Annotated in this window: 19 protein-coding genes and 1 riboswitch; of the genes, 15 read left to right on the plus strand and 4 right to left on the minus strand. The window is 41.6% G+C overall.

Annotated elements, in window-relative coordinates; translation table 11 throughout:
- Positions 1 to 32: 32 nt before the first annotated feature.
- From DP117_RS07925 to DP117_RS07935, 3 genes are all read left to right on the plus strand, one after another.
- Positions 33 to 1469, plus strand: coding sequence for an aspartate ammonia-lyase (locus tag DP117_RS07925; protein WP_169217774.1), 1437 nt, complete (start codon positions 33 to 35; stop codon positions 1467 to 1469).
- A gap of 72 nt (positions 1470 to 1541) precedes the next feature.
- Positions 1542 to 2513 (plus strand): DUF362 domain-containing protein, encoded by a 972-nt coding sequence (locus DP117_RS07930; protein ID WP_169217775.1) that lies wholly within the window; start codon positions 1542 to 1544, stop codon positions 2511 to 2513.
- 1266 nt (positions 2514 to 3779) lie between these two features.
- Positions 3780 to 3968 carry a hypothetical protein gene (locus DP117_RS07935; protein WP_169217776.1) on the plus strand — a complete coding sequence of 63 codons (189 nt, stop codon included), beginning with the start codon at positions 3780 to 3782 and terminating at the stop codon, positions 3966 to 3968.
- 491 nt (positions 3969 to 4459) lie between these two features.
- Here the strand turns inward: DP117_RS07935 and DP117_RS07940 are convergent, their stop codons facing one another.
- Together DP117_RS07940 and DP117_RS07945 are read right to left on the minus strand one after the other, a co-directional pair.
- Positions 4460 to 4765 carry a threonine dehydratase gene (locus DP117_RS07940; RefSeq protein WP_169217777.1) on the minus strand — a complete coding sequence of 102 codons (306 nt, stop codon included), beginning with the start codon at positions 4763 to 4765 and terminating at the stop codon, positions 4460 to 4462.
- A 109-nt stretch (positions 4766 to 4874) separates the two neighbouring features.
- Positions 4875 to 5735 carry a hypothetical protein gene (locus tag DP117_RS07945; RefSeq protein ID WP_169217778.1) on the minus strand — a complete coding sequence of 287 codons (861 nt, stop codon included), beginning with the start codon at positions 5733 to 5735 and terminating at the stop codon, positions 4875 to 4877.
- 284 nt (positions 5736 to 6019) lie between these two features.
- On the opposite strand from DP117_RS07945, the gene mnmA reads away from it, so the two are divergent.
- The 8 genes from mnmA (at position 6020) to DP117_RS07985 (ending at position 17805) form a co-directional block, all read left to right on the plus strand.
- Entirely contained in the window at positions 6020 to 7132 is a 1113-nt protein-coding gene (gene mnmA, locus DP117_RS07950) for a tRNA 2-thiouridine(34) synthase MnmA (protein WP_339381071.1), read from the plus strand.
- Between the two features lie 159 nt (positions 7133 to 7291).
- Positions 7292 to 8479 (plus strand): sulfate adenylyltransferase, encoded by a 1188-nt coding sequence (gene sat / locus DP117_RS07955; RefSeq protein WP_169217780.1) that lies wholly within the window; start codon positions 7292 to 7294, stop codon positions 8477 to 8479.
- A 100-nt stretch (positions 8480 to 8579) separates the two neighbouring features.
- Positions 8580 to 10769, plus strand: a complete 2190-nt coding sequence (locus tag DP117_RS07960) for a caspase family protein (RefSeq protein WP_169217781.1) — start codon at positions 8580 to 8582, stop codon at positions 10767 to 10769.
- 814 nt (positions 10770 to 11583) lie between these two features.
- Positions 11584 to 11803, plus strand: a riboswitch (cyclic di-AMP (ydaO/yuaA leader).
- Positions 11804 to 11901: 98 nt separating this feature from the next.
- On the plus strand, positions 11902 to 12753 hold the full coding sequence (ntrB, locus tag DP117_RS07965; protein ID WP_169217782.1) for a nitrate ABC transporter permease: 852 nt from the start codon (positions 11902 to 11904) through the stop codon (positions 12751 to 12753).
- 274 nt (positions 12754 to 13027) lie between these two features.
- Positions 13028 to 14440, plus strand: a complete 1413-nt coding sequence (locus DP117_RS07970) for a CmpA/NrtA family ABC transporter substrate-binding protein (RefSeq protein WP_169217783.1) — start codon at positions 13028 to 13030, stop codon at positions 14438 to 14440.
- A gap of 120 nt (positions 14441 to 14560) precedes the next feature.
- Positions 14561 to 15397, plus strand: a complete 837-nt coding sequence (locus DP117_RS07975; RefSeq protein WP_169217784.1) for a nitrate ABC transporter ATP-binding protein — start codon at positions 14561 to 14563, stop codon at positions 15395 to 15397.
- A gap of 115 nt (positions 15398 to 15512) precedes the next feature.
- Positions 15513 to 16205 carry a universal stress protein gene (locus tag DP117_RS07980; protein WP_211175973.1) on the plus strand — a complete coding sequence of 231 codons (693 nt, stop codon included), beginning with the start codon at positions 15513 to 15515 and terminating at the stop codon, positions 16203 to 16205.
- Between the two features lie 262 nt (positions 16206 to 16467).
- Positions 16468 to 17805, plus strand: coding sequence for an ArsB/NhaD family transporter (locus tag DP117_RS07985; RefSeq protein WP_169217785.1), 1338 nt, complete (start codon positions 16468 to 16470; stop codon positions 17803 to 17805).
- A 148-nt stretch (positions 17806 to 17953) separates the two neighbouring features.
- Here the strand turns inward: DP117_RS07985 and DP117_RS07990 are convergent, their stop codons facing one another.
- Both DP117_RS07990 and DP117_RS07995 read right to left on the minus strand, forming a co-directional pair.
- Positions 17954 to 18163, minus strand: coding sequence for a chlorophyll a/b-binding protein (locus DP117_RS07990; protein WP_169217786.1), 210 nt, complete (start codon positions 18161 to 18163; stop codon positions 17954 to 17956).
- 81 nt (positions 18164 to 18244) lie between these two features.
- Positions 18245 to 18448: a chlorophyll a/b-binding protein gene (locus DP117_RS07995; RefSeq protein ID WP_248277583.1), complete on the minus strand. Its 204-nt coding sequence runs from the start codon at positions 18446 to 18448 to the stop codon at positions 18245 to 18247.
- Between the two features lie 1226 nt (positions 18449 to 19674).
- On the opposite strand from DP117_RS07995, the gene DP117_RS08005 reads away from it, so the two are divergent.
- From DP117_RS08005 to DP117_RS08020, 4 genes are all read left to right on the plus strand, one after another.
- Positions 19675 to 19812 carry a ribbon-helix-helix domain-containing protein gene (locus DP117_RS08005; RefSeq protein ID WP_169217788.1) on the plus strand — a complete coding sequence of 46 codons (138 nt, stop codon included), beginning with the start codon at positions 19675 to 19677 and terminating at the stop codon, positions 19810 to 19812.
- Positions 19813 to 20338: 526 nt separating this feature from the next.
- Positions 20339 to 23470 (plus strand): MFS transporter, encoded by a 3132-nt coding sequence (locus DP117_RS08010; protein WP_169217789.1) that lies wholly within the window; start codon positions 20339 to 20341, stop codon positions 23468 to 23470.
- A 246-nt stretch (positions 23471 to 23716) separates the two neighbouring features.
- Positions 23717 to 25057, plus strand: a complete 1341-nt coding sequence (locus DP117_RS08015; protein WP_169217790.1) for an FAD-dependent oxidoreductase — start codon at positions 23717 to 23719, stop codon at positions 25055 to 25057.
- Positions 25058 to 25324: 267 nt separating this feature from the next.
- Positions 25325 to 26056, plus strand: a complete 732-nt coding sequence (locus DP117_RS08020; protein ID WP_169217791.1) for a GAF domain-containing protein — start codon at positions 25325 to 25327, stop codon at positions 26054 to 26056.
- Positions 26057 to 26116 lie beyond the last annotated feature (60 nt).

The following is a 26116-nucleotide window of genomic DNA, read 5'->3' on the forward strand; positions in this document are numbered from 1 at the left end:
TCGGGAAGTGATGATTAATTTCAAAAAATAGTATGACTCAACAAATCAATTCTCAAGTGAGAATAGAACGCGATTCGATGGGCGATCGCCAACTACCAAGTAACACTTACTACGGAATTCAAACACTACGAGCAACAGAAAACTTCCCTATTAGCGGCATAAAACCTTTATCTACTTACGTAGATGCCGGCGTAATTATTAAAAAAGCTACAGCAATAGTCAATGGTAAACTCGGCTGTATTCCCCAAGATGTCAGTCAAGCAATTGTGAAAGCTGCTGATGAAGTGCTTGCTGGTAAGTTTCGCGACCAATTTGTGGTAGATGTCTATCAGGCTGGTGCTGGAACTTCCCATCACATGAATATTAATGAAGTCCTGGCAAATCGGGCTTTAGAAATTCTCGGCGAAGAAAAAGGCAATTACAAGCGCGTGAGTCCCAACGACCACGTAAACTACGGACAGTCTACCAACGATGTCATTCCCACAGCAATTCGTATTGGTGGCTTATTGGCATTATCAAAAACGCTACATCCGGCTTTAGAAAAAGCAATAGCAGCATTGGAAGAAAAAGCCGAAGAATTTCAAAATGTCGTCAAATCTGGCAGAACTCACATGCAAGATGCTGTACCCGTGCGCTTGGGTGAGAATTTTCGCGCTTGGGCATATATCCTAACAGAACATCAAAACCGCATTTACACAGCTTCTTCTGATTTAATGGTGTTAGGTTTGGGAGGAAGTGCAGCAGGAACAGGTTTAAACACTCATCCTCAGTATCGTGTCCGTGTGGTAGATACAATATCAGATTTGATAAATCTCCCACTAGAACCTGCACCCCATCTTATGGCAGCAATGCAGAGTATGGCACCATTTGTTCATGTTTCTGGTGCTTTACGCAATCTAGCTCAAGACTTAGTTAAAATATCTCATGATTTGCGTCTGATGGATTCGGGACCAAAAACTGGCTTAAAAGAAATTCAACTACCGCCCGTGCAACCTGGTTCCTCAATTATGCCAGGAAAGTACAATCCAGTGATGGCAGAGATGACATCGATGGTGTGTTTTCAGGTGATGGGTTACGACAGTGCGATCGCCCTTGCTGCACAAGCAGGACAATTAGAACTGAATGTGATGATGCCCCTGATTGCTTATAATCTAATTCACAGCATCGAAATTCTCGGTAACACCATCGCCGCCCTTACTGAACGCTGCATCAAAGGCATTACCGCCAACCAGGAACGTTGTTTAGCATACGCTGAAGGCAGTTTAGCCTTAGTCACAGCATTAAATCCGCACATTGGTTATTTGAATGCAGCGGCTGTCGCGAAAGAATCTTTAGAAACTGGTAAGTCTTTGCGGCAAATTGTCTTAGAACGTGGTTTCATGAGTGAAACAGAATTAGCCGAAGTCTTAAACCTGGAACAAATGAGTGCGATAGTGCCTCTAAATATACTAGACGGCACATCGGATTAGAGAAGAAAGAAGGAAGATAAAAGAAACAACTCTTCCTTCTTGACTTTTTTCTTCTTCGTTTTTTATTTGACCATGCAAACTCAAAAACCATCTGTCAGTTTAATTCGCGCCACTTCCTATGAACGGGAAGCACTCCGGGAATCTTTAGAAACACTGCTGGAACCTTTGGGAGGAATACCAGCGTTTGTCAAACAGGGAAACCGCGTCTTACTCAAACCCAACCTGCTAACAGGCGCACGTCCTGGTAAAGAGTGTACGACTCGCCCAGAACTGGTTTATGCAGTCGCCCAGATGGTTATAGAAGCAGGTGGTAAACCGTTTTTGGGAGATAGTCCCGCTTTTGGAAGTGCCAAGGGAGTCGCAGTCGCAAATGGTTATCAGCCTGTTTTAGAAGAACTGAATCTCCCGATCATCGATTTTCAAGGCAAGCGTTACCAAACTGTCAGCGAAGACTTTGATCATCTGCTACTGTGTAAAGAGGCAATGGAAGCGGATGTCGTGATTAACCTACCCAAGGTGAAATCTCATACTCAACTGGTGCTGACTTTAGGAGTCAAAAACCTGTTTGGTTGCGTTCCAGGCAAAATGAAAGCTTGGTGGCACATGGAAGCCGGAAAAGACGCAAATCGTTTTGGTGAAATGTTAGTGGAAACTGCCAGGGCAATTCATCCTGACTTAACCATCGTTGATGGTATCATCGGTCATGAAGGCAATGGTCCTAGCGGTGGTGAACCTCGTCCACTAGGGATTTTAGCCGCATCATCAGATATTTTTGCCTTGGATCGTGCAATAGTGGAAATCCTCAATGTTCCACCAGAACAAGTACCCACTCTCGCTGCATCAATGCGACTAGGGTTAGCTGGTGAACTGAACGACATCAACTTTCCTCACCTACATCCCGACTTACTAAAAATCGATGATTGGCGACTACCAGACAAGTTACTTGCCATCGATTTTGGAATGCCCCGCGTTATCAAGTCTACGTTCAAACACCTTTATATAAGATTTATCAAAGAACCCATGAGTGCATATGCCAAACGATAGTTGCATTTGGTCCATTATATCACCAACAAGTGCAAACCCTGTTACAACAATCCTAAAACTGGCAGAGTAAGCTGTAAATACCCTCCGATTGCTTAACCAGACCGCCCTAAATTAAGTGGCGGTTTTTTTATGATGAATGCAACGCCGGTTATACCATTAGAACTTACGTACGCGCTACGAAAAAAAGCAGGTTGCGATTGCTTTTCTATACCTAACGGTACGCGCAAGGGACAGTCGCTGCGGACTATAGTTAGGTTATTCGTGCGTAAGTCTTGTGTTTTTGTCAAAGGTTTAATATATCTTCAGTAATGTTTAGATATGAAATCATTCCTTGGGCTTAAGCTATAAGATGTAGGAGATATTATTAAATTTTCTGTCTACAGACTATTCTATGACCCATAAATATTTGTTTAGTGGTTTTTCTGATGAATGACTCAGTTAATACTCGAAGTTCTTCATATACAGTTGAAAATATTTTTTGAGTGCATTTACTGAAAAGTTGTTCATATGATTGCTCATTCAAAATTGGAAAAGTTAGTATTGTGTTACATTTCTAGCGTATCTCTTGCAAAAGCATGCTATTATCTGAAATCCAAAATTTCCAAGCCCCCTGATTGATCTGTGGGGTCAATTCCATTATCCAAAATCTAAAATCTAACAGGACTTACGCACAGACACGAAAGAAACCGGGTTTCTCAACAGAGACTTACGGCTAAAATGACGATTTTTCGTAAACTTATATCTTGCACCAAGGTCAAAAACCGGGTTTCTTGAAAATGACAACACTTTAAAACCTTAATTTCCCGTTTAGAAACCCGGTTTTTTAGGTCTTGTTGAAAATGGTGCAAGATGTCAGTAAAGAAACCCGGTTTGGTGCGTAAGTCCTATCTAAAATTGTCTAACTCCTAATGGGCGTGAATTCTTACAAGAATAATTTGGTCTGATTCATCGATGAAAATTCTTTCCGACTTCAATGTAAACTTTAATACCTTTCTCTCAGAAGAAGCGTACATTCATGATGACATGACAAAATGAAGGTAGCTTGTAAGATTCATGACAAAATCAAAAAGAAAATATTTCACTCGGAATTTGGTATCAAGTGTTTTATGTACGAAAACAAATTATAGATAACCTCAAAAAAGATTGATATTATTTATTAATAGATAGTATAATTTTAAAAGATGGTTAAAATAGAAGCAAGACTCTCTTAAAAAAGAGTCAAAACAAAAGTCAAAACAAAATAAATCTCAAAAACTTCGATTTTCTATGCATTCAAATACCCAATCTGCTGACCCTGCCAGTACATCTTCCCATAGATTGGCAGAGATTGTAGGAACAGTGATCGGTCTTTTAACTCTGACGCTACCGCTGTTTGTCATTGCCCACTATTCTTCAAGCAGTGTTCAGAATGACCAGAAACTCATTATCTACAATGTAAAAGCAGATGCAGATTAGACAAAACTTAATAAAGACAATGTCTCAACGAGAAAAGTATTGAAAGCAGAAACAGAAAACCGATTTTGAACTGAAGAGGGTGTAGATCAATAATAAAGAACAATCCAATGCAGTCTTTTATTTTGCATCAGAAGTAGCAGTGTAAGTGCATTTCATTTCTTAGCTATGTTTTGCAGGGTTGGTTGAAAAATAGACAAATCTGCCCAGCCCAGCCTATTCATAGTCTGTAAAGGAATTTCATTAGACTTCTTGCAAAAATTCTTGAAATGTCATGTTGAGCGTAAACGCAAAGCGTACGCCAAAGACGAAGCCTACACTGCGTTTCGTATGCGCTAAGGTGTAGGCTACAAAGAACAGTTGCAAGATGTCTATTGCACTTAAAAAAATTGTGGAAATTGACAGGAGGCGATAGCAACGCTAGCCTTACGAGCGCAAAGCGCACGCTACGCGCTTCAGCAGATCGCCTATCGCCTCCACAGTTTTAGTGAAATCTAGCTCTTTTTGACTTCCTGAGCCATTTTCCGGTAGTAGTCCATTTGGGGATTAGGACGACGAGAAGTCGTAGGGGTTTGGGAAGCTTTTGAAGCCTCAGTCGAAACCGATTGTTGTGTTGTTTCTCGTTTGATGCTCTGTTGTTGATCAGCTTCTAGAAAATATCCAGAATTGGAAAATCCAAAAAGCCTACCGAAGAAACCAAACAGATTTCCCAGGAAATTAAACACAGTTCTAAAAACAACAGAGAAAAAACCTTCAAGGCGAATAAAAAGATTCCGAATAATTTGTGTTAAACCAGACATGGTAGCGCCTCCTGCAGCTGCATACTATTATTTTGACTTACGGCATTGGAGGCTGTTAATGTTCAAGGATATTCAAGCCATCTTTTTTTTGGATGATTCACTTACCGACTCACTTACCATAGTAAACCCTGGCATTACCAAATCTTGAATCTTTCCTCAGATAACTATTCCATTCTTCTGCCTGCCAACGCTTGACAAAAGGTCCAACTGCTACATGTGGTCCTCGCGGTTCATCTCTGGGAATAACGTATACATCTCGTCCTGCATAGACATTTCGTCTGACGTAACGCCTGATTTCGTTTCTATAGTAGGGTATCTCTTCCGCTTTGGCAGGAAGAATGACATAATAATAGTTGGACCTTTCTCTACGATCATCGCCTCTACGAGAATCATAGGAAATGTCTTGTTCATCAGGTCTATCATCCCGTCCGTTGTAGACAACCTGATCGCTATAGACGACTCTTGCAGAATATACACCGTTGGATTCTAGTTTTCTGGCTAAGCTTGTTGCTCCTTCTCTTGTCCTAAAGGCTCCTACTTGAATGACAGAACGTCCTTGAAATCGCTGTCTAAAAGCATCTGTTGGAATTAGACGTGTTCCTCGCTGTAGTCCATAATCATTATTATCAACATACACTTTATAAGGAGCGGAACCACGGTTATATCGATACGACGGCTCTGCTTGAAATTCAATAGAACGTTGAGACGGTGTATTCACCTCAGGAGGTGTATAACCTTCTGGATTAGAAGGTAGTGCTGGTAACGGTTCAGAACTTGGAGGTGCAGGTGGTACCCCATCATACACCGAGCGCTGCGCGATGAAAGCTTCTTCGCCACGGTTAATTTGGGCATATGCTAAGTTAGATTGACATAAAAAAGCTAACCATCCTCCTAAAAGCAGATGCAAAGTCAAAGATGGTCGGCTGATTTTGATAAATGCCATAACCTGATTGGGTCTTGCGTTGAGCATATTATTTATGGTTGTCAATTGCGCAAACATGTGAATGACGCATGCAGGACTTCAAAAAATTACCAGGGATTTTATTTAGAATCTAAAATATCTTTGTAGCAAAATCATACAATAGTTAGCGAAAGTTAGCGAAGTTTTCGTAGTCTCGGAAATCTGTTCCTAGTGTGAAAACGCAGAAAGTGGGCGAGAACTGCCAAATTTGGTACCCTGGAAATACCACTCACACCAACGACGTAGAGTTGGTAAAGTCCCTAAAGACCTAACCAGAGTACAAAGTTGTACTCATCGGGAACCATCACAAGCAAGCGCTAAATTTATGCATTATGAACAAAGTCGTAGTTGGTCTTTCTGGTGGCGTTGATAGTTCCACCGCAGCAGCCATTTTGCACCATCAAGGTTATGAAGTTATTGGTTTAACCCTTTGGCTGATGAAAGGGAAAGGTCAATGCTGCTCTGAAGGTATGATAGATGCGGCTTATATTTGTGAACAGCTGGGCATTCCCCATCATATTGTTGATATTCGGGACGTCTTTACCACTAATATTATTGATTACCTGGTGGCTGGTTATAGCGCTGGGATCACTCCTTTGCCTTGCTCACAATGTAACAAAACTGTGAAATTTGGTCCCATGTTGCAGTACGCTCGCGAAAATTTGAAATGCGATCGCATTGCGACTGGTCATTATGCTCGCATTCAGTATGATGAAGTTTCTGGACGTTACCAATTGCTGCGAGCAATTGACCGCAACAAAGACCAGTCCTATTTTCTCTATGATTTGTCGCAAGATTTACTAGCAGGAAGCGTATTTCCACTTGGAGAATTGCACAAAAGCGAAACCCGTCGTCTTGCTGATGAATATAACTTGAAAACAGCAGATAAGCCAGAAAGCCAAGACTTATGCTTGGTAGAAAGTAACGGCTCAATGCGAGCGTTTCTTGATAAATATCTCACACCCAAAAAAGGAGATATCGTTGATACTTCAGGTAAAATACTCGGTCAACATGATGGTGTTCATCATTACACAATTGGACAGCGTAAAGGTATAGGTATCGCCGCAGCTGAACCATTGTATGTGATTGCATTGGATGCAGTTAATAACAGGGTTGTTGTAGGCGATCGCACCAAAGCACGAGCACCAGAATGCACTGTCGCAAGGGTAAATTGGGTATCTATTGCTCAACCAGCAACTCCCATCCGGGCTCAAGTACAAGTTCGCTACCGTTCAACTCCTGTACCCGTCACAGTGATTCCCTTAGAAAACTCTCATGTTCGCATAGTATTTGATGAACCTGAGTTCAGCATTACCCCCGGACAAGCCGCTGTGTGGTACGACGGGGAGAAAGTGTTGGCTGGTGGGATCATTGAACAGTTTAGCGAAATGACGAATCAGGGATGAGGGAAAATGAAAAAGACTGTGAAAGTGTAGGAAAACATCCCTCTCTCTCTCCCTCCCTCCTTCCGATTACTCATAATCTTTGCTCTATGCGTCCTATGGTTTGGTAAGTTAAATACATAGATTAAAAAAAAATGTAGTTATCGTACAAAAAGGACAGCCTTGAGTTATCATCCTAATGGCATAACCCCTCACGGTGGGCAGTTAGTGAATCGCATCGCTACACCTGAGCAAAGACAAGTATTTCTTTCAAAAGCCGACTTTCTACCGCGAGTTCAACTTGATGGACGGGCGGTATCGGATTTGCAAATGATTGCAATTGGTGGTTTTAGTCCACTGACTGGTTTTATGAATCAGGAAGACTATAACCGCGTTGTTGATCAAATGCGGCTGGCTAACGGTACTGTTTGGTCAATTCCTGTTACACTCTCGGTGGATGAGAAAGTTGCCGCCCCCTTAAAAGAAGGTGATTTAATCCGCTTGGATGATTCTGTTGGTCGATATATTGGGGTATTAGAATTAACACAAAAATATCATTACGACAAAACCCGCGAAGCCCTTCATGTTTATCGAACTAATGATTCAAAGCATCCTGGTGTACAGGTAGTTTACAATCAAGGTTCTGTAAATTTAGCAGGTGATGTGTGGTTATTACAACGCGCTCCTCATCCTGTGTTTCCAAAATACCAAATTGATCCCGCCGAGTCTCGGCAGTTGTTTCAAGAAATGGGTTGGAAAACTGTTGTTGGGTTTCAAACTCGTAACCCCATCCACCGTGCTCATGAATATATCCAAAAGTGTGCTTTGGAAATTGTGGATGGTCTATTTTTGCATCCATTGGTAGGAGCGACAAAAGAAGATGACATTCCTGCAGATGTAAGAATGCGTTGCTACGAAATCTTGCTGGAAAAATACTACCCACATAACCGCGTTCTTTTAGCAATTAATCCCTCGGCTATGCGTTATGCTGGTCCTCGAGAGGCAATTTTCCATGCTCTGATTCGCAAGAACTACGGTTGTACTCACTTTATCATTGGTCGGGATCACGCTGGAGTCGGTAACTACTACGGCACTTATGATGCTCAGCACATCTTTGATGAGTTTAAGCCTGAAGAACTGGGTATTGTGCCGATGATGTTTGAACACGCCTTTTATTGCATGCGTACCCAGCAAATGGCGACAAGTAAAACAAGTCCTAGTCTTCCAGAAGAGCGTATTCATCTTTCAGGAACAAAAGTGCGGGAAATGCTGCGTCGAGGCGAGTTACCTCCACCAGAATTTTCTCGTCCAGAAGTCGCTGCAGAATTGGCGCGAGCAATCCAAGTACCAGTTCATACTTATCAAATTTAAAGCACATCAAAGGCAAATAATAAAGTGTAAAAGGTTGCTTTACACTACAGCCTCAGCCCTTTAAGCTATAGCTCATGGACTGAGGGCTGATAGTTAATTTATGAAGCGGCGAACGTTTTTACAAAGTTTTAGCTCTATACTCGCGGTATTGAGTGCAGTTGAGACAGGGTGGTTGACCTTGGGAAGCCGCTATTATCAAGCATTGGCACAATCTGTACCGCGTAAATTGGCTTTATTAGTCGGTATCAATCAGTACCCACAATCTCCAGTTCTTACCGGTTGTCTAACCGATGTAGAACTGCAAAGGGAACTTTTGATTCACCGCTTTGGTTTTCGTGCCTCCGATATTGTCTCGTTAACTGATGCACAAGCGACGAGGGAATCTATCGAGACGGCTTTTTTCGAGCACTTGGTTAAGCAAGCCAAACCTGATGATGTGGTTGTCTTCCACTATAGTGGCTATGGCAGTCGTATCAAATTGGAAACACAAGAAACAGAGCAAAACGCTCTCGTTCCAGTTGATGAAATAAATACACAAGAAACCAAAACTGTCAACTACTTATTGGAAGAAACACTATTGCTGATGTTGCGATCGCTTTCCACAAATCATATAGCAGCAGTATTGGATACGAGCTACTATGCTCCCTCCAACTCTTTGCCAACGAACTTGGGAATTCGCAGCTGTCCAGGACCAGGACAAGCTATCCTGTTAGCAGAAGAACTTGAGTTGCAAAAACAGCTACAAGAAAAAGCCTCTAGTGAGCAGTCAGCCGTTGTGCTTTGCGCAACCTCTCTCCCTGAGCAATTGGCAAGAGAGCAGCAGTTTTCTGGTTTTAGTGCTGGATTATTTACCCATGCCTTAACCCAGTATTTATGGGAAGCCACACCAACAACAACAATTCAAGTGTGTCTTTCTGATATAGCAGGTTCTATTCAACAGTTGGGTAGCACAAAACAGCAACCAGCTTTATTGCTAGATCCAAAAAATCAGCTTTCTCGTACATCGATTACAAATATTTTGCTTGCAAGCAGCACTTATGCAGAAGGAGTCGTTACAGGAGTAGAAGACGACGGGAAAACAATTTTACTATGGCTGGGGGGATTACCTGCACCAGTTTTGGAATACTATGGAGTGAATTCACGACTCACTCTAGTCACAAAAGAAGAGTCAAATAATGTGGAGCTGGTTGTGAAATCGCGTGCTGGGTTGAGTGCAAAAGCGCAAATTTCTATTCCTGAAAGTACAACTTCTCTCCAAGTTGGGCAACTTGTTCAGGAAGCTGTGCGAGTTATACCCCGGAAGATAAGTTTAACAATTGCTCTCAATGAACTCGAAAGAATTGAGCGAGTAGATGCGACAAGTGCTTTTGCAACACCCTATGTATCAAGTGTCATTGCAGGAGAACAACCAGCAGATTATCTTTTTGGCAGACTACCACAAGCGAAGAATAAAGATTTAGCAGCAACAAACTCCACAGTTGTGTCTCCCACTCCTTACGGCTTATTTTCTCTCGGTGGCGAGTTAATTCCAAACACTGCTGGAGATGCGGGAGAAGCAGTGAAAACCGCTGCACAGAGGTTAGGAGCAAAACTGCAAACTTTACTGGCGGCAAAATTATGGCGATTAACGGAGAATGCAGGTTCTTCTCGCTTGGGAATTAAGGCAACATTAGAACTGATTGGCGCTTTAACACCTCGCGCACTCATACAACGAGAAACGCTGCGAACCCAAAGTACTGAAACGTCAAACAACAAAGCATCTGTTCCACAACTCGGAAGTCTTACAACTGTGAGTGTTGGTAGTAAGATACAGTACCGAGTCGAAAATATCAGCGATCGCCCTGTTTATCTGATGCTCTTAGCATTAAATAGTAGTAGGACTGCGATCGCCTTATTTCCTTGGTGCAAGAGTACTGAATCAGAACCATCAAAAGTTCAACCAGTCCTCAAAGATATAGTGATCTCTCCAGGGGAGACTTTGACAATACCACAAACGACTTCAGGTTTTGAATGGGTTGTGCAAGAACCAACTTCTTTAAGTGAAACCCAACTCATCTTTAGTACTGCACCTTTTACCCAATCTCTCTTGGCTTTGGAAGCTGCGAAGCCGCCTAAAACAGAACAACACCGCATTCACCCCTTAATCGCCCCTTTAGAAGTCACACAAGCTCTTCTGCAAGATTTGCATAATGCCAGTGCTGTCAGCGATATAAACAGCACCGTAACTGATTCCTATGTGTTGGATGTCAATCATTGGGCAAGTCTCAGTTTTGTTTATCAGGTGGTGTAAGAAATACACAGCATGAGTTATTTATCATGTTTTTCATTTCCATCAAATACAAACCACCAGGATGACAGGCACCATACTTATTTAAAGAAGAAGTCAGAATGCAGTATTCATTGCTAACTGGAGACAGAGCGTAGGCGTGGCTCCAGACTCGGTGAGTTCTTTCTTGTTTAAAGTTATTTCGTGCAAAATGAAGTGAAATGTAAGTCAGTCAGCAAGAAAAATCAATGTATGTAAACTAATATGAAGTCGAGGTAGGGTGTGTTAGAAGAAAGTACGGCACCTGAAATTGTTGATAGTGTGTTATATTTTCAGCTAACGTACCCTACGTTGAATTTTCTTTGCATAACTTAAAAATTTGCGCCAATTTAACTAAATTGCAGATGAATTCATCATAACAAATTCAAGGCGAGCGGAATAATTTATAATATTATTTCTGTTGATGACTATTGGTGAAATAAATACACCAATCATGCTAAACTCCTTACAAATTCTGGTCGGAGCTTCGGAGTAGGCAGTTCTTGAACGCTTAACAAGTGCAGCAATTCTTATAAAACCGCTGTATACAAACACAAGATAAAGATTTTATTATCTTTATGTAAAATATACAAATATTACATTTGTGTCAAAAAAATAATGATTAAAAATAAAAATATACAACTTGAGATATGATTGAAATAATCTATCAAAATAATATTTATATATCTAAATATAGATAAACTTTCTCCATGAAGATGCTTGCTTTTTAGTGGAAATAAGTATATCCTAAGGTAACTTGACGCTACTATGCACCAGTGTTACATTTGTCAGAAAGTTAAGAGTAAGTCAGCCTAATCCAACAAATTGCATTGCATGAGTTGGAGCGGAGGAACCAACATATGGGGCGTATCTTATAGAAAACAGAAAAACAAAGTTAAAGAATAACCAAAATATAGATATATCTTTAACTGACTTTTTGTTTTTTCCTAATTCTATAAGAAGGGTATCTCTCAACCCTAGCCCGTCAGCTAACTTCGTAGGCAATGAGAGGAGACTGAAGGGACGGCATTATTGTAATGGTTGATCTCATCAGTGTCCTGGGCTGGTGCTGCTCGGATTAATTGTACCTGCACTTAAGTCTGTTGAGGTCAACTTAATGATATTTCAACTGAATGTAGCTGCTATTTTGGCGGTTGCTAGTCGAACAGTTTGGAAACAAACTAAGCCCATTATTATAAGGGATGCCTTCTTGCTGCCTTTGCTTGGTTTTTTGGGCGTGATTGTCATATGGTGGATTATTGCCCTTGCCAATCATGAGTTAATGCCCACTCCACCCGAGGCATTAGTGGCAAATTTAGATTACATCCTGAACCCATTTTTCCAAAGAGGACCAGGTAACCTAGGTATAGGCTGGTTATTAATCGCAAGTATTAGACGTGTCTTACTAGGTTTTGCGATCGGTGCTTTAGTCGCAATTCCAGTAGGTTTTCTCATCGGGATGTCAAGAACGGCAATGATGGTTCTTAATCCCATTATCCAAATTTTCAAACCAGTATCACCTCTAGCATGGCTTCCGATTGCTCTAGCAATCTTTAATTTGGCAGATCCATCAGCAATATTTGTCATTTTCATCACCTCTTTGTGGCCGACAATTATTAACACTGCCTTGGGAGTTTCCAGTGTTAATAAGGATTATATAGATGTCGCACGAGTCCTCGAAATGCCTTATTGGCGAAGAATTACAAAAATTATTTGGCCTGCAAGTTTACCCTATATTTTTACAGGTTTGCGAATTAGTATAGGAATTGCTTGGCTAGTGATCGTAGCTGTAGAAATGCTCACAGGTGGTATCGGGATCGGCTTTTTTGTCTGGGATGAATGGAGTCGCTTGAACCTCAATTCTGTTTTTCTTGCTGTGCTTGTCATTGGCTTAACAGGGTTGTTCCTTGATTACGCCATAGGTAGAATACAAGCTTTTGTGACTCATCGCCCGATAACTTCAAATTAGTCATTTGCATGAATTGTACCATTGCATGACAACCTCTGATAAGAGTGTGTTACAGCGGTAGAAATGTGAGCTTTTGAAATCGAATGATGAATTGTACAGAGTAGGGCAGTTCAGCAACTCTAAATTCAGATATCAAAATTCACAGAAAAACTCACTGCTTAACAAGCAGCCTACCTGCTAGAACTGTCACAAATAAAAGATGTGACAGATGAAACAGGAACTTTTGTGTCTTCGTGGCTAATATTCTGAGTCATTTCGCCGCAGGAGGTTTTTCATGAGTCACAATAACACAAACAACTGGACGCGACGAAACTTCATCACAGGGCTAGGAGCAACAGCATTCGCAACTGGAATGTCTTCTTGTGCCATTAATGCTAACCGTGCTCCTAAAGGCTTGTCAAAAGCGGCGTCGGCGGTAGAACCAGTCGTCGATCCCAAGACACTAGAAAAACCTAACATTACAGTGGGGTATGTGCCAGTGAATGACTGCGCTCCCTTTGCTGTAGCCTGGGAAAAAGGACTTTTCCGTAAATATGGTTTAAATGTCACCCTCAGCCGTGAAGCAAGCTGGGCGACATCTCGTGATGGTATTATTTTTGGACGCCTTGATGCTTCCCCGGTGGTGAGTGGTGCAGTCACAAACGCGAGAACAGGTGCAGAAGGCGCACGTCATGCTCCTTTGTGTGCAGCGATGACAATTCACCGTCATGGTAATGCGATGACGATGAATAAAGCAATGTGGGAGTCTGGATTGCGTCCTTGGCGAGACTATAACGGTAATTTAGAAGAGTTTGGACGAGATTTTCGTAATTACTTTGCAAAATTACCATCTGAGAAAAAAGTTTGGGCAGTAGTACTGAGTTCAGCAATTTATGAATACTTTGTCCGCTATTTAGCTGCTGCTGCTGGAGTTGCTCCTGATCAAGAATTTCGCATTATTATTGTCCCGCCTCCGCAGATGGTCGTGAATATGAGAATTGGAGCAATGCAAGGATATATGGTGGCAGAACCTTGGAATTCACGAGCAATTACTGGTAATGACGGGATTGGCTTCACCTTTGCTCAAGGGAGAGAAATTTGGCAAGGACATCCAGACAGACTTTTAGGTGTGATGGAATCTTTCATCCAAGAAAATCCGAAAACCTATCGCTCTTTGGTTAAGGCAATGATAGAAGCTTGTCGCTATTGTAGTGATCCAAAAAACCGGGAGGAAGTCGCTAAAATTCTCACGAGCAAATCGTTTACAGGAGCAAAACTTAAACTCACAAAACCAGCCATTGTTGGTGAATACAATTACGGCGGTTTTGATAGTCAAAAACGGATTTGGAAAGCACCTGAAACAACAATTTTCTTTGACACACCGGCTAATCTTGTGAAAGCACCAAATGACCATTCTACATTTCTCTGGCAATCTCAGAGTCTTTGGCTAATGACTCAGTCGGCTCGTTGGGGACAAATTAAAGAAATTCCCAAAAATGCTGAAGAATTAGCTCGTAAAGCTTGGCGAACTGACTTGTATCGAGAAATTGCTGCTGACATGGGAATTGAATGTCCAAAAGAAGATTACAAGATAGAACAGGCGGAACTATTTATCGACAAAAAAGCTTTTGATCCCAGTGATCCAGAAGGATATCTTAAGAGTTTTGAAATTAGAGCTAACGCTCCTAAATCTTTCTTTATGTCTTAAGAGACTAACCAAAGTCAACTTGGTGTTGACTGTTCTTGGCAATTCGTCCTTAGTGATTTACGAATAACTCATGTTGTCATTTTTGAACGATTCATAAATAGAGTTTTGCAGGAGTGTTAAATGAAATCTACCTCTTTCTCAAAAGATACCTATGATCAGGCTTCACCGCGCACTGGATTTTTAGAAATTGAAAATTTGCAGAAATCATATCGAACACCTGATGGCAATCAATTTGTTGTTTTAGATAACGTTAATTTGACAGTGGGTGAAGATGAATATATTTCTGTGATTGGGCACTCTGGTTGCGGTAAATCCACACTTTTGAAGATTGTGGCAGGATTAGAAAAAGCAACTTCTGGCTCAGTGCGGTTAGATGGCAAAGAAATTCGTAAACCAGGAGCTGAGCGTATGATGGTGTTTCAACACTACTCATTATTGCCTTGGTTAACTGTCCGGGAAAACATCCGGCTTGCTGTAGACGAAGTGCTAAAAGATGCTAATCGTTCTGAAAAAATTAGCATTGTGAACGAACACCTGGCAATGGTAAATTTGACAGCAGCAGCTGATAAGTATCCTGATGAAATTTCTGGTGGCATGAAGCAACGGGTGGGTATTGCCAGAGCATTGGCGATTCGCCCAAAAATGTTGCTCATGGACGAACCTTTTGGAGCGTTAGATGCGCTGACTCGGGGTAAATTGCAGCGGCAAGTGTTAGATATCTGGGAAAGTCACCGGCAAGCAGTCATGATGGTTACCCATGATGTGGATGAAGCGATTTATATGTCGGATCGCATTATTCTCATGACGAATGGACCAGCTGCGAACATTGGGGAGATCATAGAAGTACCGTTTCCTCATCCACGCGATCGCACTGCTATGAGGAACTCAAAAGAATACTACGAACTGCGCAACTACGCGCTCAATTTCCTGGATCGGTATTTCACCCAAGACGAGTAATCAAAAAGTTTCTCATTCATAATCCGTAATTCGCAACTATCAGCTTAATTACGGGTTAGAAACAGCAAATCAATTATTGTCTTTGTAAATTTTTCTCTAGCGATACTATAAAGTTATGAATCTTAAACCAATCTTGGTGCGTCTGCAAAACGCAATCGGAAGAGACGATTTGATTGAGCAAATGGTATTAATTCCCGTACCAGAGACACCTGTTTCTGCACAGGCTCAATCTGCAAAATCAATCAATTTAATCGTTGGTTATAATAGCTCTCCCAACAGTCATACTGCGTTAGATATTGCCTTGTTAATGGCTCATCAAACACGTTTGGCAACAAAGGCGCAAGTAACAGTTCAAGTTGTCTATGTGATAGAGGGAAAGCAGAATCGTTATCGCGCAGATATTTTGCAAAGAGAAAAATTTGTCACTCAGGGTGTTACGGAACAAAATTCACCATACAGTTCCACTAGTTTCTCCTTAAGAGAGTTTGACACAGGTGTGACAACTCAACCCAAACCACAAGATAATGCAGCCCATTCCCAAGAAATATTGGTAGATAAATTTGCACAAGCAGAATGTATTCTTCGGCAAGCAAGTTGTCTAGCTGCAGAATGGAAAAGTTCTTTTAAAGCCCATCTTCGCTTTGGTTGTATTGCCAAGGAACTAAGAAAAGTCGTGACATCAGAAGCTGCCAATTTACTCTTACTTGGCTGTAACTCTGTTAATCATCCGATAGTCCAACAGCTTGGTGATAACTTTCCCTGTTCAGTACTGGGGATACCTAATTTTGTCAATGAAAAACACATTTAGCCCAGATAGTTGGGAATGTTGTGGAGAGACTCCTGAGTATAGAAACTTTGTTTCTTAAACCTTTGACTAACAGGATGATTGTTCCTATTTTTTGATGTGCAAAACCACATAAATATGTGGTTTTTTTTTCAATTAAACAGGACTTACGCAAAAATAACGCAATTGGAGTCATTGCGACCGGAGGGAAGCAATCGCAAAGCCTTATTTTTCGTCGCGAGTGCGTAAGTCCTATTAAATAAAAAATATAAGAGAGGATTTTTGAGTGGAAAACTGGCACACAGTTGTTAGCGCTGTCACATTTCTAAGTGTCATTATACTAATAATGACAGAGTGGGTTCACCTCACAATTGCTGCCTTATTGGGAGCATTGTTACTGGTTTTTACTAACGTCATGACTTTAGAAGAAGCTGTTGGATATATCGGCAACAGTCATGGAACACTAGGTTTATTCTTTGGAGTCATGGTGCTTATCAGGGCATTTGAACCAACCAAAATTTTTGAATACCTAGCGACACAAATAGTACTCCTTGCTCAAGGAAAAGGCAATCGTCTCTTACTTGGTATTGTAGGGATTACGACTCCGATTTGTGCTGTTTTACCAAATGCTACCACAGTCATGCTTTTAGCGCCTTTAATTCCACCTATGGCACAAGAAGTAGGGGTAAATTTTGTACCATTACTTATTCTTTTAGTCTTTGTTGCTAATAGTGCAGGACTGTTAACCTTAGTTGGTGATCCAGCAACATTTATCGTGGGTGATGCTATTAATATCAGCTTTATAGATTATCTATGGCGTTTAAGTTTGGGAGGGGCGATCGCCGTTGCTACTGTGGTTGCTATCTTACCAATTTTATTTCGCAAAATTTGGAACACACAACTAGAAAATCTTGAACAACTACCACATCCTCAAATCAATCATCCACGGGTTTTGATGCTCGGTGGGTTAATAATGGCTTTTGTACTAATATTTTTTGTTGTTGGAGAATATCTGCCAGTTCCTATTTCACCCGCTGGTGTTGCGTTGCTAGGAGCAGCTTTAGCACTGCTTTTATCACATCAAAGCAAAATAGACTCAGTCAACAATATATTACGGGATATAGACTGGAGTACATTGATATTTTTTATGAGTATCTTTGTCTTAATTGGAGGATTAGAAAAAACAGGTATCATCAATAGTTTATCTAAGATATTAGCAATTATTTTAGGAAAAAATATTTTCTTTGGTTCTTTATCTCTACTATTTTTTGTAGGGATGTTATCCAGTGTTGTTCCTAATATTCCCTTAGTAGTAGGAATGGTACCGTTATTGAAACAGTACGTTGTTAACGTTGGGTTAGCACCTACAGAAGTGCTTGCACCAGATTTTCACGGGCAATTTCCACCCGAAGTCCTGCCAATGTTCTACGCTATGATGTTCGGTGCTACTTTGGGAGGCAATGGTACATTGGTAGGAGCATCTTCTAATATCGTCGCTGCAGGAATTTCTGAACAGCACGGTCGTCGTATATCATTTAAAACTTTTTTGCACTATGGTATACCAGTCATGTTGCTACAACTTTTGACTTCAGGATGTTATGTATTAGTTCGTTTTCTACTATAAAAACACTATTGAAGTTGTAAAGTAACTTGTAATAATACTTGGTTGAGTACATCCTGAAATAAACTCAGAAAAAACTAGAAAAAATAAGTTTTCATTCATATTTAGTGTAGAGACGTAGCGTACTACGTCTCTACTAAATTTCTGACTATTATCCGATGAAGTGCAGAACATCACGCAGGACACTGTAGCCAGCCAAATCCCAAAGTAGGTAGGCAAGAAAACCAATCATTGCCAAACGACCATTCCACAGTTCTGCTTGGGGATTTAAACCAAATAGAAAGGCGTTACGATCTACACCATTGTAAGCAGTCGCAACAGTTGGTAAATCTGTAGAGGGGCGATTTTCAGGAGTTTGCATTGTTTGTTTCTCCAAAATTAAGCTGATATTTGATTAACTTGATTAACAGACGTAGCACGCTACATCTCTACAAAATTTAGATTAGTATCCGATGAAGTGCAGAACATCACGCAGGACACTGTAGCCAGCCAAATCCCAAAGTAGATAGGCAAGAAAACCAATCATTGCCAATCGACCATTCCACAGTTCTGCTTGGGGATTTAAACCAAATAGAAAGGCATTGCGGTCTTTGCCGTTGTATTCTGTAGCAACTGGTGGCAAATTTGTACTAGGACGAGTTTCCATTTTTTTTCCTTGTTCAAGTTCAGTTTGTGTCTTGACTTCAATGTAGCTATTTACAACTCTGCTGCTTTCTGTCATTGGGTACAAACCATCTGCACCTCTTGTGGACGATTATGACAACGATGTTTTCTTAAATAAATCCACCTAGAGATGGTGCAAAAAAAGTTTTTGTAAAAAAATGTTACAAAAGTAACGAATAAGCTGGTTTTGACGCATTAGGCGAAGAGAAAAACAGCAAAGCTGAGGTGTTGATCGTCAAGCCCCCTCGTTTACGCGTGGTAAATAAGGCTGGCTGTTTTTCTAAGCCGGAACCTCGTGACCTGTGGGACTTTGTAAAAACTGAGCAAAATAGCAAAATATATGAGTGCCAGTTTTGAATCGGTGTGGTTAAAAGTGCTTGGTAGAAAGAGATAGCATGGGCAGAGCAAATATTGCTTGCTCATGATCATCAAAGAGAGATTAGCTCGGAATTTGACTTTTCACGGCATCTTTTTAACTTTTGCGATACGCACATGCGATTAGCCTCCGGCTGATCGCATTCAAAACGACCTTCCCAAACCATGATTTTTTCGTCCGAGATTCCATTAATTCAATACCAATGATCATTGGATTGGTCTTGACCGTTACAAAAGAGTCTAATCACATTTTTACTCAATGGGCTGGACAAGAACGAGTTGAAATGTTTCCAGAGTCCTCAACAAAGTTTTTTTTGAAGGTGATAAACGCTCAACGCACATTCGTAGTAGATGAGACAGGCAGGGCATCACGTGTCATCCTACATCAAGGTGGACTAGATCGGGGTGGAGGAGAGTGTATGGCAACTAGAGTGAATTAGAGGTATGTTTTGCTTGAACTCTCCACGCTTTGAAAAACGTAGATTCTGAACTGTTGTTGCTACGCCGATTAGAAATCGGACTACGCAACGTTGTTCTGCCCCAAAGGGGCTTTGACTGGTTCAAACAGTCCTACCCGCCTCGACCTATTTCTAGGCTGTGCGGCTACTTTGGTATCTTCCAACCGTGAAGCGTAGCGGTTCCTCTTAGGAACTAGATTTTACGTGTTGACGGCTCAAAAAAGACTTTTCAACACAACCCCATATCTATGCGCCAAGGGCGCACGCTACGCTAACAATTGTCGTGGTTCAGACGTTTAGCACACACGTTTTTATTATTTGGAGTTTTTCATCCAGTGGTGTTAAACTAATCCTATATTAACACTTATATGGGATTATGCAGCGTTACAATCTTCGATTATCCGATAAAGAGTATGAAGATTTGAAGAAAAAGTCTGCTTCTACAGAAAGGTCAATCAATGACCTTATTCGCGAAGCTATCCGCCAATACCTAGAAACAGAAACGCCGGGTTAAAACCCGTCGAGTCGGATTTCATCCCCCCGAGGGTCTTACACGTAAAAAATTAGCCAGCCTTCCTGGTTGATCTGTCGGCGAAGTCGGGTACTCGTGATGTAAATAAGGCTGGCTAATTTTTCGGGGACAATGCGTCTCCCGCGCATGGTAGGGGTTCTCATCCTCCCGCTTGCAGCCCGATAGAATATCATATGAGTAATAAGCCTATCAATCCTCACAAAATTTTTGTAAAAATTGAAGGAATCAGAATAGGAAATAAGACAAAAAAGTCAAGAGTGAAAATTCGGAATTTTTCTTTGACACTAGAAGATTCACGCAATTGAATAGGTAGAAAAACTTCTATCTCACGCTGTAGCAAGCTTTCAAACCTTGGAGGGATGCTGAAAGTACTATAATTCCAGCATTCTATGCTCATGAGTTGGGTATTTATGATAGATACAAAATTTACTGTATTATGACAAATACAAAATTTACTCTCATGTAACTTTCATCGCCACCAACTTGAGCTACAGAGGAAGAAATTAGGATGTTTCAGAGTACGCACATCACACTGGCATTATACAGGTCACTTTTTTGGGTGGCACAAATTGATAACCAGCCAACAAATGCTAACCAGTCATATTTACCTGGATTAGGGCCACACTTTTTCTTCGCTTTAATCTCTGGTGTGATCCTGGCTTTTGCCATACAATTAGTTCTCACAAATCTCTCCGTTGCTGCAGGTATTTCCTACTTGGGTCGTCCATCAGATTCAAATGGAGGTCATGGAGAGGTTGAAAGTTTCGGCGGTACCATTCGCAAAATAGGTACAGCAGTAGGACTATGGACATTAATAACTGTAACGATCGCACTTGCTATTGCTTGTTTTTTAGCGGTAAGACTTAGTATTTTTGGAAATTGGTCTCCTGTACAAGGAGCAATTCTTGGGTTGGTGATTTGGGGAGCGTACTTCTTGCTGCTGGTGTGGGTGAGTTCAACCACGGTGGGTTCTTTAATTGGCTCGTTAGTCAACACAGCAACTTCTGGCTTACAAGCGATTATGGGAACTGCGACGGCTGCGTTGGGGGCAAAAGCTGTCAATCAGCAAGTTGTCGCAACAGCTGAGGCTGCTGCTGCTGCTGTACGTCGGGAATTAGGCAGTGCTATAGACCCCGGCACGCTTCGAGATAAAGTCGAAGATTACTTGGAAATGGTGCGTCCACCAGAACTCGATATATCTAAGATTCGGGGCGAATTTGAAAGCTTACTAAACGATCCGCAACTGAAGGCGATCGCCGGTAGTCCAGATCTAAGCAATATAGATCGCCAGAAGTTTGTGGAATTAATCAGCAGTCGCACTGACCTTTCCAAGCGAGAAATCAACCGTATTGCTGACACACTGTATAGCGTTTGGCAACAGGTGGTCGGTCAACAACAACCAATGCCAGACCGTTTGGGAGAATTGGTTAATTATCTCAAGTCATTGCCACCCGGACAAACCAGAACTGATGAACTCAACGCCAAACTGGATCAACTGATGGTCCAAATGCGGTCTGCAAAAGAAGCTGACCAAAGGGCAGCTCAAGAAACCGCCCCAGGTCCAATTCAACGGACAATTCAGCAGGCAATCACAACCTTAACCGGTGTGGCGTTGGGGCGAACCGATTTATCAGACTTGGATGTCGAAAAAATTCTCGCTGCCTTGACAAATGCTAAAGATAAACTTACCCAACAAGCAGATAAGCTGGGTCTTCCTACACCAAAACAGCCTTACACTCCCATTCGTGCTGATGTAGAAAATTACTTACTTAACACATACGCTTGGCAACTCGGTTCAGAAAAAGTTACCCAAGAATTTCGTGAGGTTATTTACGATCCAGCCGCAGATCCAGGAACAGTACGACGAGAGTTAGAGCGACTTTCTCGGAGTGATTTTGTTAAAATCCTGAAAACTAGAGGTCTACTGACTCAAACAGAAATTCAGCGCATTGCAAATCAGTTGGAATTGATCCGCCAAGACGTGTTGATTGCGGTCACTGCAGAAGAAGAAAGAGAGATAGTACAAGACTTGCAACGCCGAGTCGAAAGCTATCTACTTGTGACCCCCAAGTCAGACTTAAGTGTAGAAGGCATTCATCGGGATTTCAAGCCTCTGTTGGAAGATTCAGATGCAGATTATGAAACTCTTTCTCGCCGACTTGCTCAGTTTGACCGTCAGGAAATGCGGGAAATCCTGCTAGAACGCAATGATATTTATCCAGAAGAAGCAGACACAATCCTTGACCAGTTAGAAAAACAGCGTGATCAAGTCTTAGTCGAATCCAAAGGAATTGCAGAGCAGGCAAAATATCAAGCTGAATCGTTGTGGTTGAATTTACAATCTTACCTGCGGAACACAGGCAAAGAAGAACTTAACCCTGACGGTATCCGCGCTGACCTCACAAGACTTTTAGATGACCCACAAGCAGGATTTGCAGCAATGAGAGCGCGGTTGTCTCGTTTTGATCGTGATACATTAGTGAAATTACTGAGTCAGCGGCAAGACTTGAGCGAAGACCAAGCGAATCAAATCTTGGACAATGTTGAGGAAAACTGGAGTAACATTCGCTATGCACCAAGAACTGTCGTAGATAAAGCTAAAGAACAGTACGACTCCGTAACGACCACAATTGCAGATTATCTGCGGAACACGGGTAAACAAGAACTCAACCCTGAAGGAATTCAGCGGGATTTGAATACACTGTTCCAAAATCCAAAAGAAGGCGTCGTCTCACTGCGTCGTCGGTTGTCACAGGTTGATAGAGATACCTTAGTCAAGTTGCTCAGTCAACGTCAGGACTTGAGTGAAGAGCAAGTCAATCAAGTTATTGATTCTGTGCAAACTTCGATTCGCAACATCATACATACACCTCGTCGCCTAGCCACCCGAACTCAGCAAAGAGTACAAACTTTCCAAGCATATTTGGAAGAGTACCTACGCAGGAGTGGCAAAGATGAACTCAATCCAGAAGGTATTAAGCGCGACCTCAATCTGTTGCTGCATGATCCACAAGTGGGAATAGAAAGTATAGGCGATCGCCTTTCCCAATTTGACCGTTCCACCATCATCACCCTGCTGAAGCTGCGGGAAGACTTGAGTGATGAGGAAGCCGCAAGAATTGCAGATACAATGATATCAGTGCGTGAGCAGGTTGTGGAACAAGTGCGGGGTATCCAGCGGCGCATTCAAGATGTGGTTGATGGAGTTTTTGGTCGCATTCGCAACTACCTCAACTCTTTAGAGCGTCCGGAACTCAACTACGATAGCATTAAGCGTGATGTTCGCACATTGTTTGATGACCCACAAGCAGGGTTTGATGCGTTGCGCGATCGCCTATCTTCTTTCAATCGCGATACCCTAGTCGCAGTTTTGAGTTCCCGTGAGGATATCTCCCAAGAAGACGCTAACCGTATTATCGACCAAGTTGAACGAGCACGAAACAACGTACTGCAACGGGCAGAACGCATCCAGCAGGAAGCACAGCGACGTTTAGAAGAAGTGAAACTTCAAGCACAACGCCAAGCCGAAGAAACACGCAAAGCTGCTGCATCTGCGGCCTGGTGGCTCTTTACCACAGCAGTCGTTTCAGGAATTTTTTCCGCTGTTGGAGGAGCCGTTGCTATACTTTTGCTAGTATAATTTGATATCTTATCTTCCTGTCCTATTCCAGCCTCTCATGATGTGAGAGGCTTTTTTGTTGAGGAGAAGTAGTTGCCCGTTGTTTATATGTGATTCATTTTTTTGACGAATTATTTAGGATTGCGATATTAAATCTTTATATCCTTAGACTTACGCAGGAATACAGTTAACTGGTATTGTTTTGCCTAAAAAAGTTGTAACTATATAGTATAAATCAACTATGTAGCATAAATAAAGTTCATCACCATGAGTTTTCATGTAGAAGTTGCTATTGTGGGTGCAGGTATTTCTGGTTTGAGTGCAGCTTGGCAATTGTATAAATTAGGAGTTGAATCTCTAGTTGTACTAGAAGCCAATTCACGAGTAGGCGGACGGACTCTCAATTATCCTCTTGTGTCAGGGGGTTATGTTGAACAAGGTGGTACATGGGCAGGTCCTACCCAAACTGCTTTGCTGAATCTAGCAAAAGAAATGGAGGTTTCTATCAAAAAAGGAAAGCTTGAAGGTCAGACACTTTATGGTTTCCGCCAGAAATGGACTATGCTAGAAGTCTCTCCAACATTAGAATCAGACATTGCTCAAAAAGATTTCGCTCAAGCGATGACAACGTTTGAGGCTTTATGCCGTACTGTTCCAGTAGAAGCTCCTTGGCAAGCTCCGAATGGAAAGGGTTTAGACTCTATGACAATGGGAACTTGGATTGAGCAGAATACAAGCACTGATGAAGCACGGGCTTGGTTTGAGGGGTGTGTACGGCAAATTCTCAGTGGTGATCCAAACAAAGTTTCGCTTTTATGGATGCTTCATTTTGTTCATACCGCAGGATTCAATGATTTGTTAGAGACTGCTGAAGATTTTTGTTTTGTTGGTGGAGCACAACAGATTTCCTTAAATATTGCAGAACGCTTAGGGAAACGGGTTTTACTAAATGCGCCTGTTACTAAAATATCAGGTTATGATGGCTCCTGTGTTGAGCTGGTTTATGAACATGGAATTGTGTTTGCTCAACAAGTTATTGTGGCGATGATGCCCAAAGCTGTTGCTCGTATCCAATTTGACCCTCCTCTTCCTCCGATTCACCATCAACTGATTGCAGAGTGGGAGACGATGAGTTGGATTAAATTTCATGCCATCTATGAAAAACCTTGGTGGCAAAGTGAAATCATCAGTGGTCACTTTCTCAGTATCGATACCAAAATTGAGGTGTTGGATATCTCGCCGGAAGATGGAAGTAAAGGTGTTATTGTTGGATTGTTAGCTCCCGATTACACAACCTTACTGAAGTCGGAACGCCAAGAGTTGTGCCTTGCATTTTTGAGAGAAACTTTTGGTGAAACAACACAACAACCATTGGAGTGGGTAGAATTCGATTGGAATCATCAACCTTGGACAGGTGGATGCATTTCTGTCTTACCACCTGGTTTACTCACGACTGCTGGTTCTGCTCTCCGTAGTCCAGTCGGTCGAATTCATTGGGCTGGTACGGAACGCTCTAGTATTTGGGTCAATTACATAGAAGGTGCTATTCGCGCTGGGCAAAAGGCTGCTGATGATGTTATTGCTAAGCTAAACTCAGTTTCAACCTAGTTTTGAATTGCTTAAGCCTCCTCACATTAGGGACTTCCAAATAAAAAAAGATTCAATTGCTCACAAGGTAAGGAGAACAAGGGGCAAGAAGTCGTGGTGAATGCAGTAGCAGTGATCATTTATTTTTTGGAATTTCCTTAAAATACGTTTCTATGGAAAAAAAAGAATGTGAATAAATCCCTAAATTTTCAGGTACGGTAGGGTTGTAAATGTCACAAATTATAACTATCATTTCAGTATTTGGTAGTTAATTAATGGAGTTGAGTTATGGTGTTTTGGAAAAACAATACAGATTTGCCCAAGTCCTATAGAGGCTGGAATATACTTATGGATCATGAGCAAAACTGTACAGAAGCTGAGCGTACCGACTCTGCGAAAAAAGTACTGAAGTGGGTGCAAGATTACATGTCCGTAGACACTGTTACCCTCCTTGTGCCCATAGACCAACAGAATTTGGCTGTATACGCTACCATTGGGCTTGAAGAGGAAATTGAACAACAGATCCGGATTCCAATAGGACAGGGCATTGCTGGTCAGATCGCCGCGAAGATGGAACCAATGATAGTTAATGATTTATCGCAAGTCGAGATTTTCAGCCATATTTTGCGTCAGAAGAATCTGCGATCGCTCTTAGGCATCCCCTTACCTCTTGAACAGGGCATAGTAGGAGTTCTACATGTTGGTAAATTTCAGTCTCACCAATTTGGCGAGCAAGATGTGCAGCAACTGCAAATCATTGCTCATCAACTTGGGATGATGATAACAAATCCAGAACTTTTGAATTTTGGGTGGGGCTATAACAACCAGGAACGTTCTTTAGAGGTTTTTGGCTTCAGGACACATGCTTCTTACCTTAAGACCATACATCGAATTTTTACGTTTCATCTGTGTAGCTTTGGGGCAAAACTTCTTACAAAAGCAGGATTTGCAGAAATTCGAGAGTATTCAGGTAGGCAAAAACACAATATTAAGACTGTGTTTAGCTCTGAGTGTGTTTAGCCCTATGAGGAGTACACGAAACGGAGTAATCCGTAATAAGTCGTAGTAATTCGGCTTACT

This window comes from Brasilonema sp. UFV-L1 (assembly GCF_012912105.1).
Lineage (GTDB): Bacteria > Cyanobacteriota > Cyanobacteriia > Cyanobacteriales > Nostocaceae > Brasilonema.

What these genes read in the sequence shown, in the direction of transcription:
- DP117_RS07970 (WP_169217783.1), top strand. Translation starts at nt 13,028, where the DNA reads ATGAGTCACAATAACACAAACAACTGGACGCGACGAAACTTCATCACA.
- DP117_RS07975 (WP_169217784.1), top strand. Translation starts at nt 14,561, where the DNA reads ATGAAATCTACCTCTTTCTCAAAAGATACCTATGATCAGGCTTCACCG.
- DP117_RS07990 (WP_169217786.1), bottom strand. Translation starts at nt 18,163, where the DNA reads ATGCAAACTCCTGAAAATCGCCCCTCTACAGATTTACCAACTGTTGCG.
- DP117_RS07925 (WP_169217774.1), top strand. Translation starts at nt 33, where the DNA reads ATGACTCAACAAATCAATTCTCAAGTGAGAATAGAACGCGATTCGATG.
- ntrB (WP_169217782.1), top strand. Translation starts at nt 11,902, where the DNA reads ATGATATTTCAACTGAATGTAGCTGCTATTTTGGCGGTTGCTAGTCGA.
- DP117_RS07945 (WP_169217778.1), bottom strand. Translation starts at nt 5,735, where the DNA reads ATGCTCAACGCAAGACCCAATCAGGTTATGGCATTTATCAAAATCAGC.
- DP117_RS07940 (WP_169217777.1), bottom strand. Translation starts at nt 4,765, where the DNA reads ATGTCTGGTTTAACACAAATTATTCGGAATCTTTTTATTCGCCTTGAA.
- DP117_RS07930 (WP_169217775.1), top strand. Translation starts at nt 1,542, where the DNA reads ATGCAAACTCAAAAACCATCTGTCAGTTTAATTCGCGCCACTTCCTAT.
- DP117_RS08015 (WP_169217790.1), top strand. Translation starts at nt 23,717, where the DNA reads ATGAGTTTTCATGTAGAAGTTGCTATTGTGGGTGCAGGTATTTCTGGT.
- DP117_RS08005 (WP_169217788.1), top strand. Translation starts at nt 19,675, where the DNA reads ATGCAGCGTTACAATCTTCGATTATCCGATAAAGAGTATGAAGATTTG.
- DP117_RS07935 (WP_169217776.1), top strand. Translation starts at nt 3,780, where the DNA reads ATGCATTCAAATACCCAATCTGCTGACCCTGCCAGTACATCTTCCCAT.
- DP117_RS07995 (WP_248277583.1), bottom strand. Translation starts at nt 18,448, where the DNA reads ATGGAAACTCGTCCTAGTACAAATTTGCCACCAGTTGCTACAGAATAC.
- DP117_RS08020 (WP_169217791.1), top strand. Translation starts at nt 25,325, where the DNA reads ATGGTGTTTTGGAAAAACAATACAGATTTGCCCAAGTCCTATAGAGGC.
- DP117_RS07960 (WP_169217781.1), top strand. Translation starts at nt 8,580, where the DNA reads ATGAAGCGGCGAACGTTTTTACAAAGTTTTAGCTCTATACTCGCGGTA.
- DP117_RS08010 (WP_169217789.1), top strand. Translation starts at nt 20,339, where the DNA reads ATGTTTCAGAGTACGCACATCACACTGGCATTATACAGGTCACTTTTT.
- DP117_RS07980 (WP_211175973.1), top strand. Translation starts at nt 15,513, where the DNA reads ATGAATCTTAAACCAATCTTGGTGCGTCTGCAAAACGCAATCGGAAGA.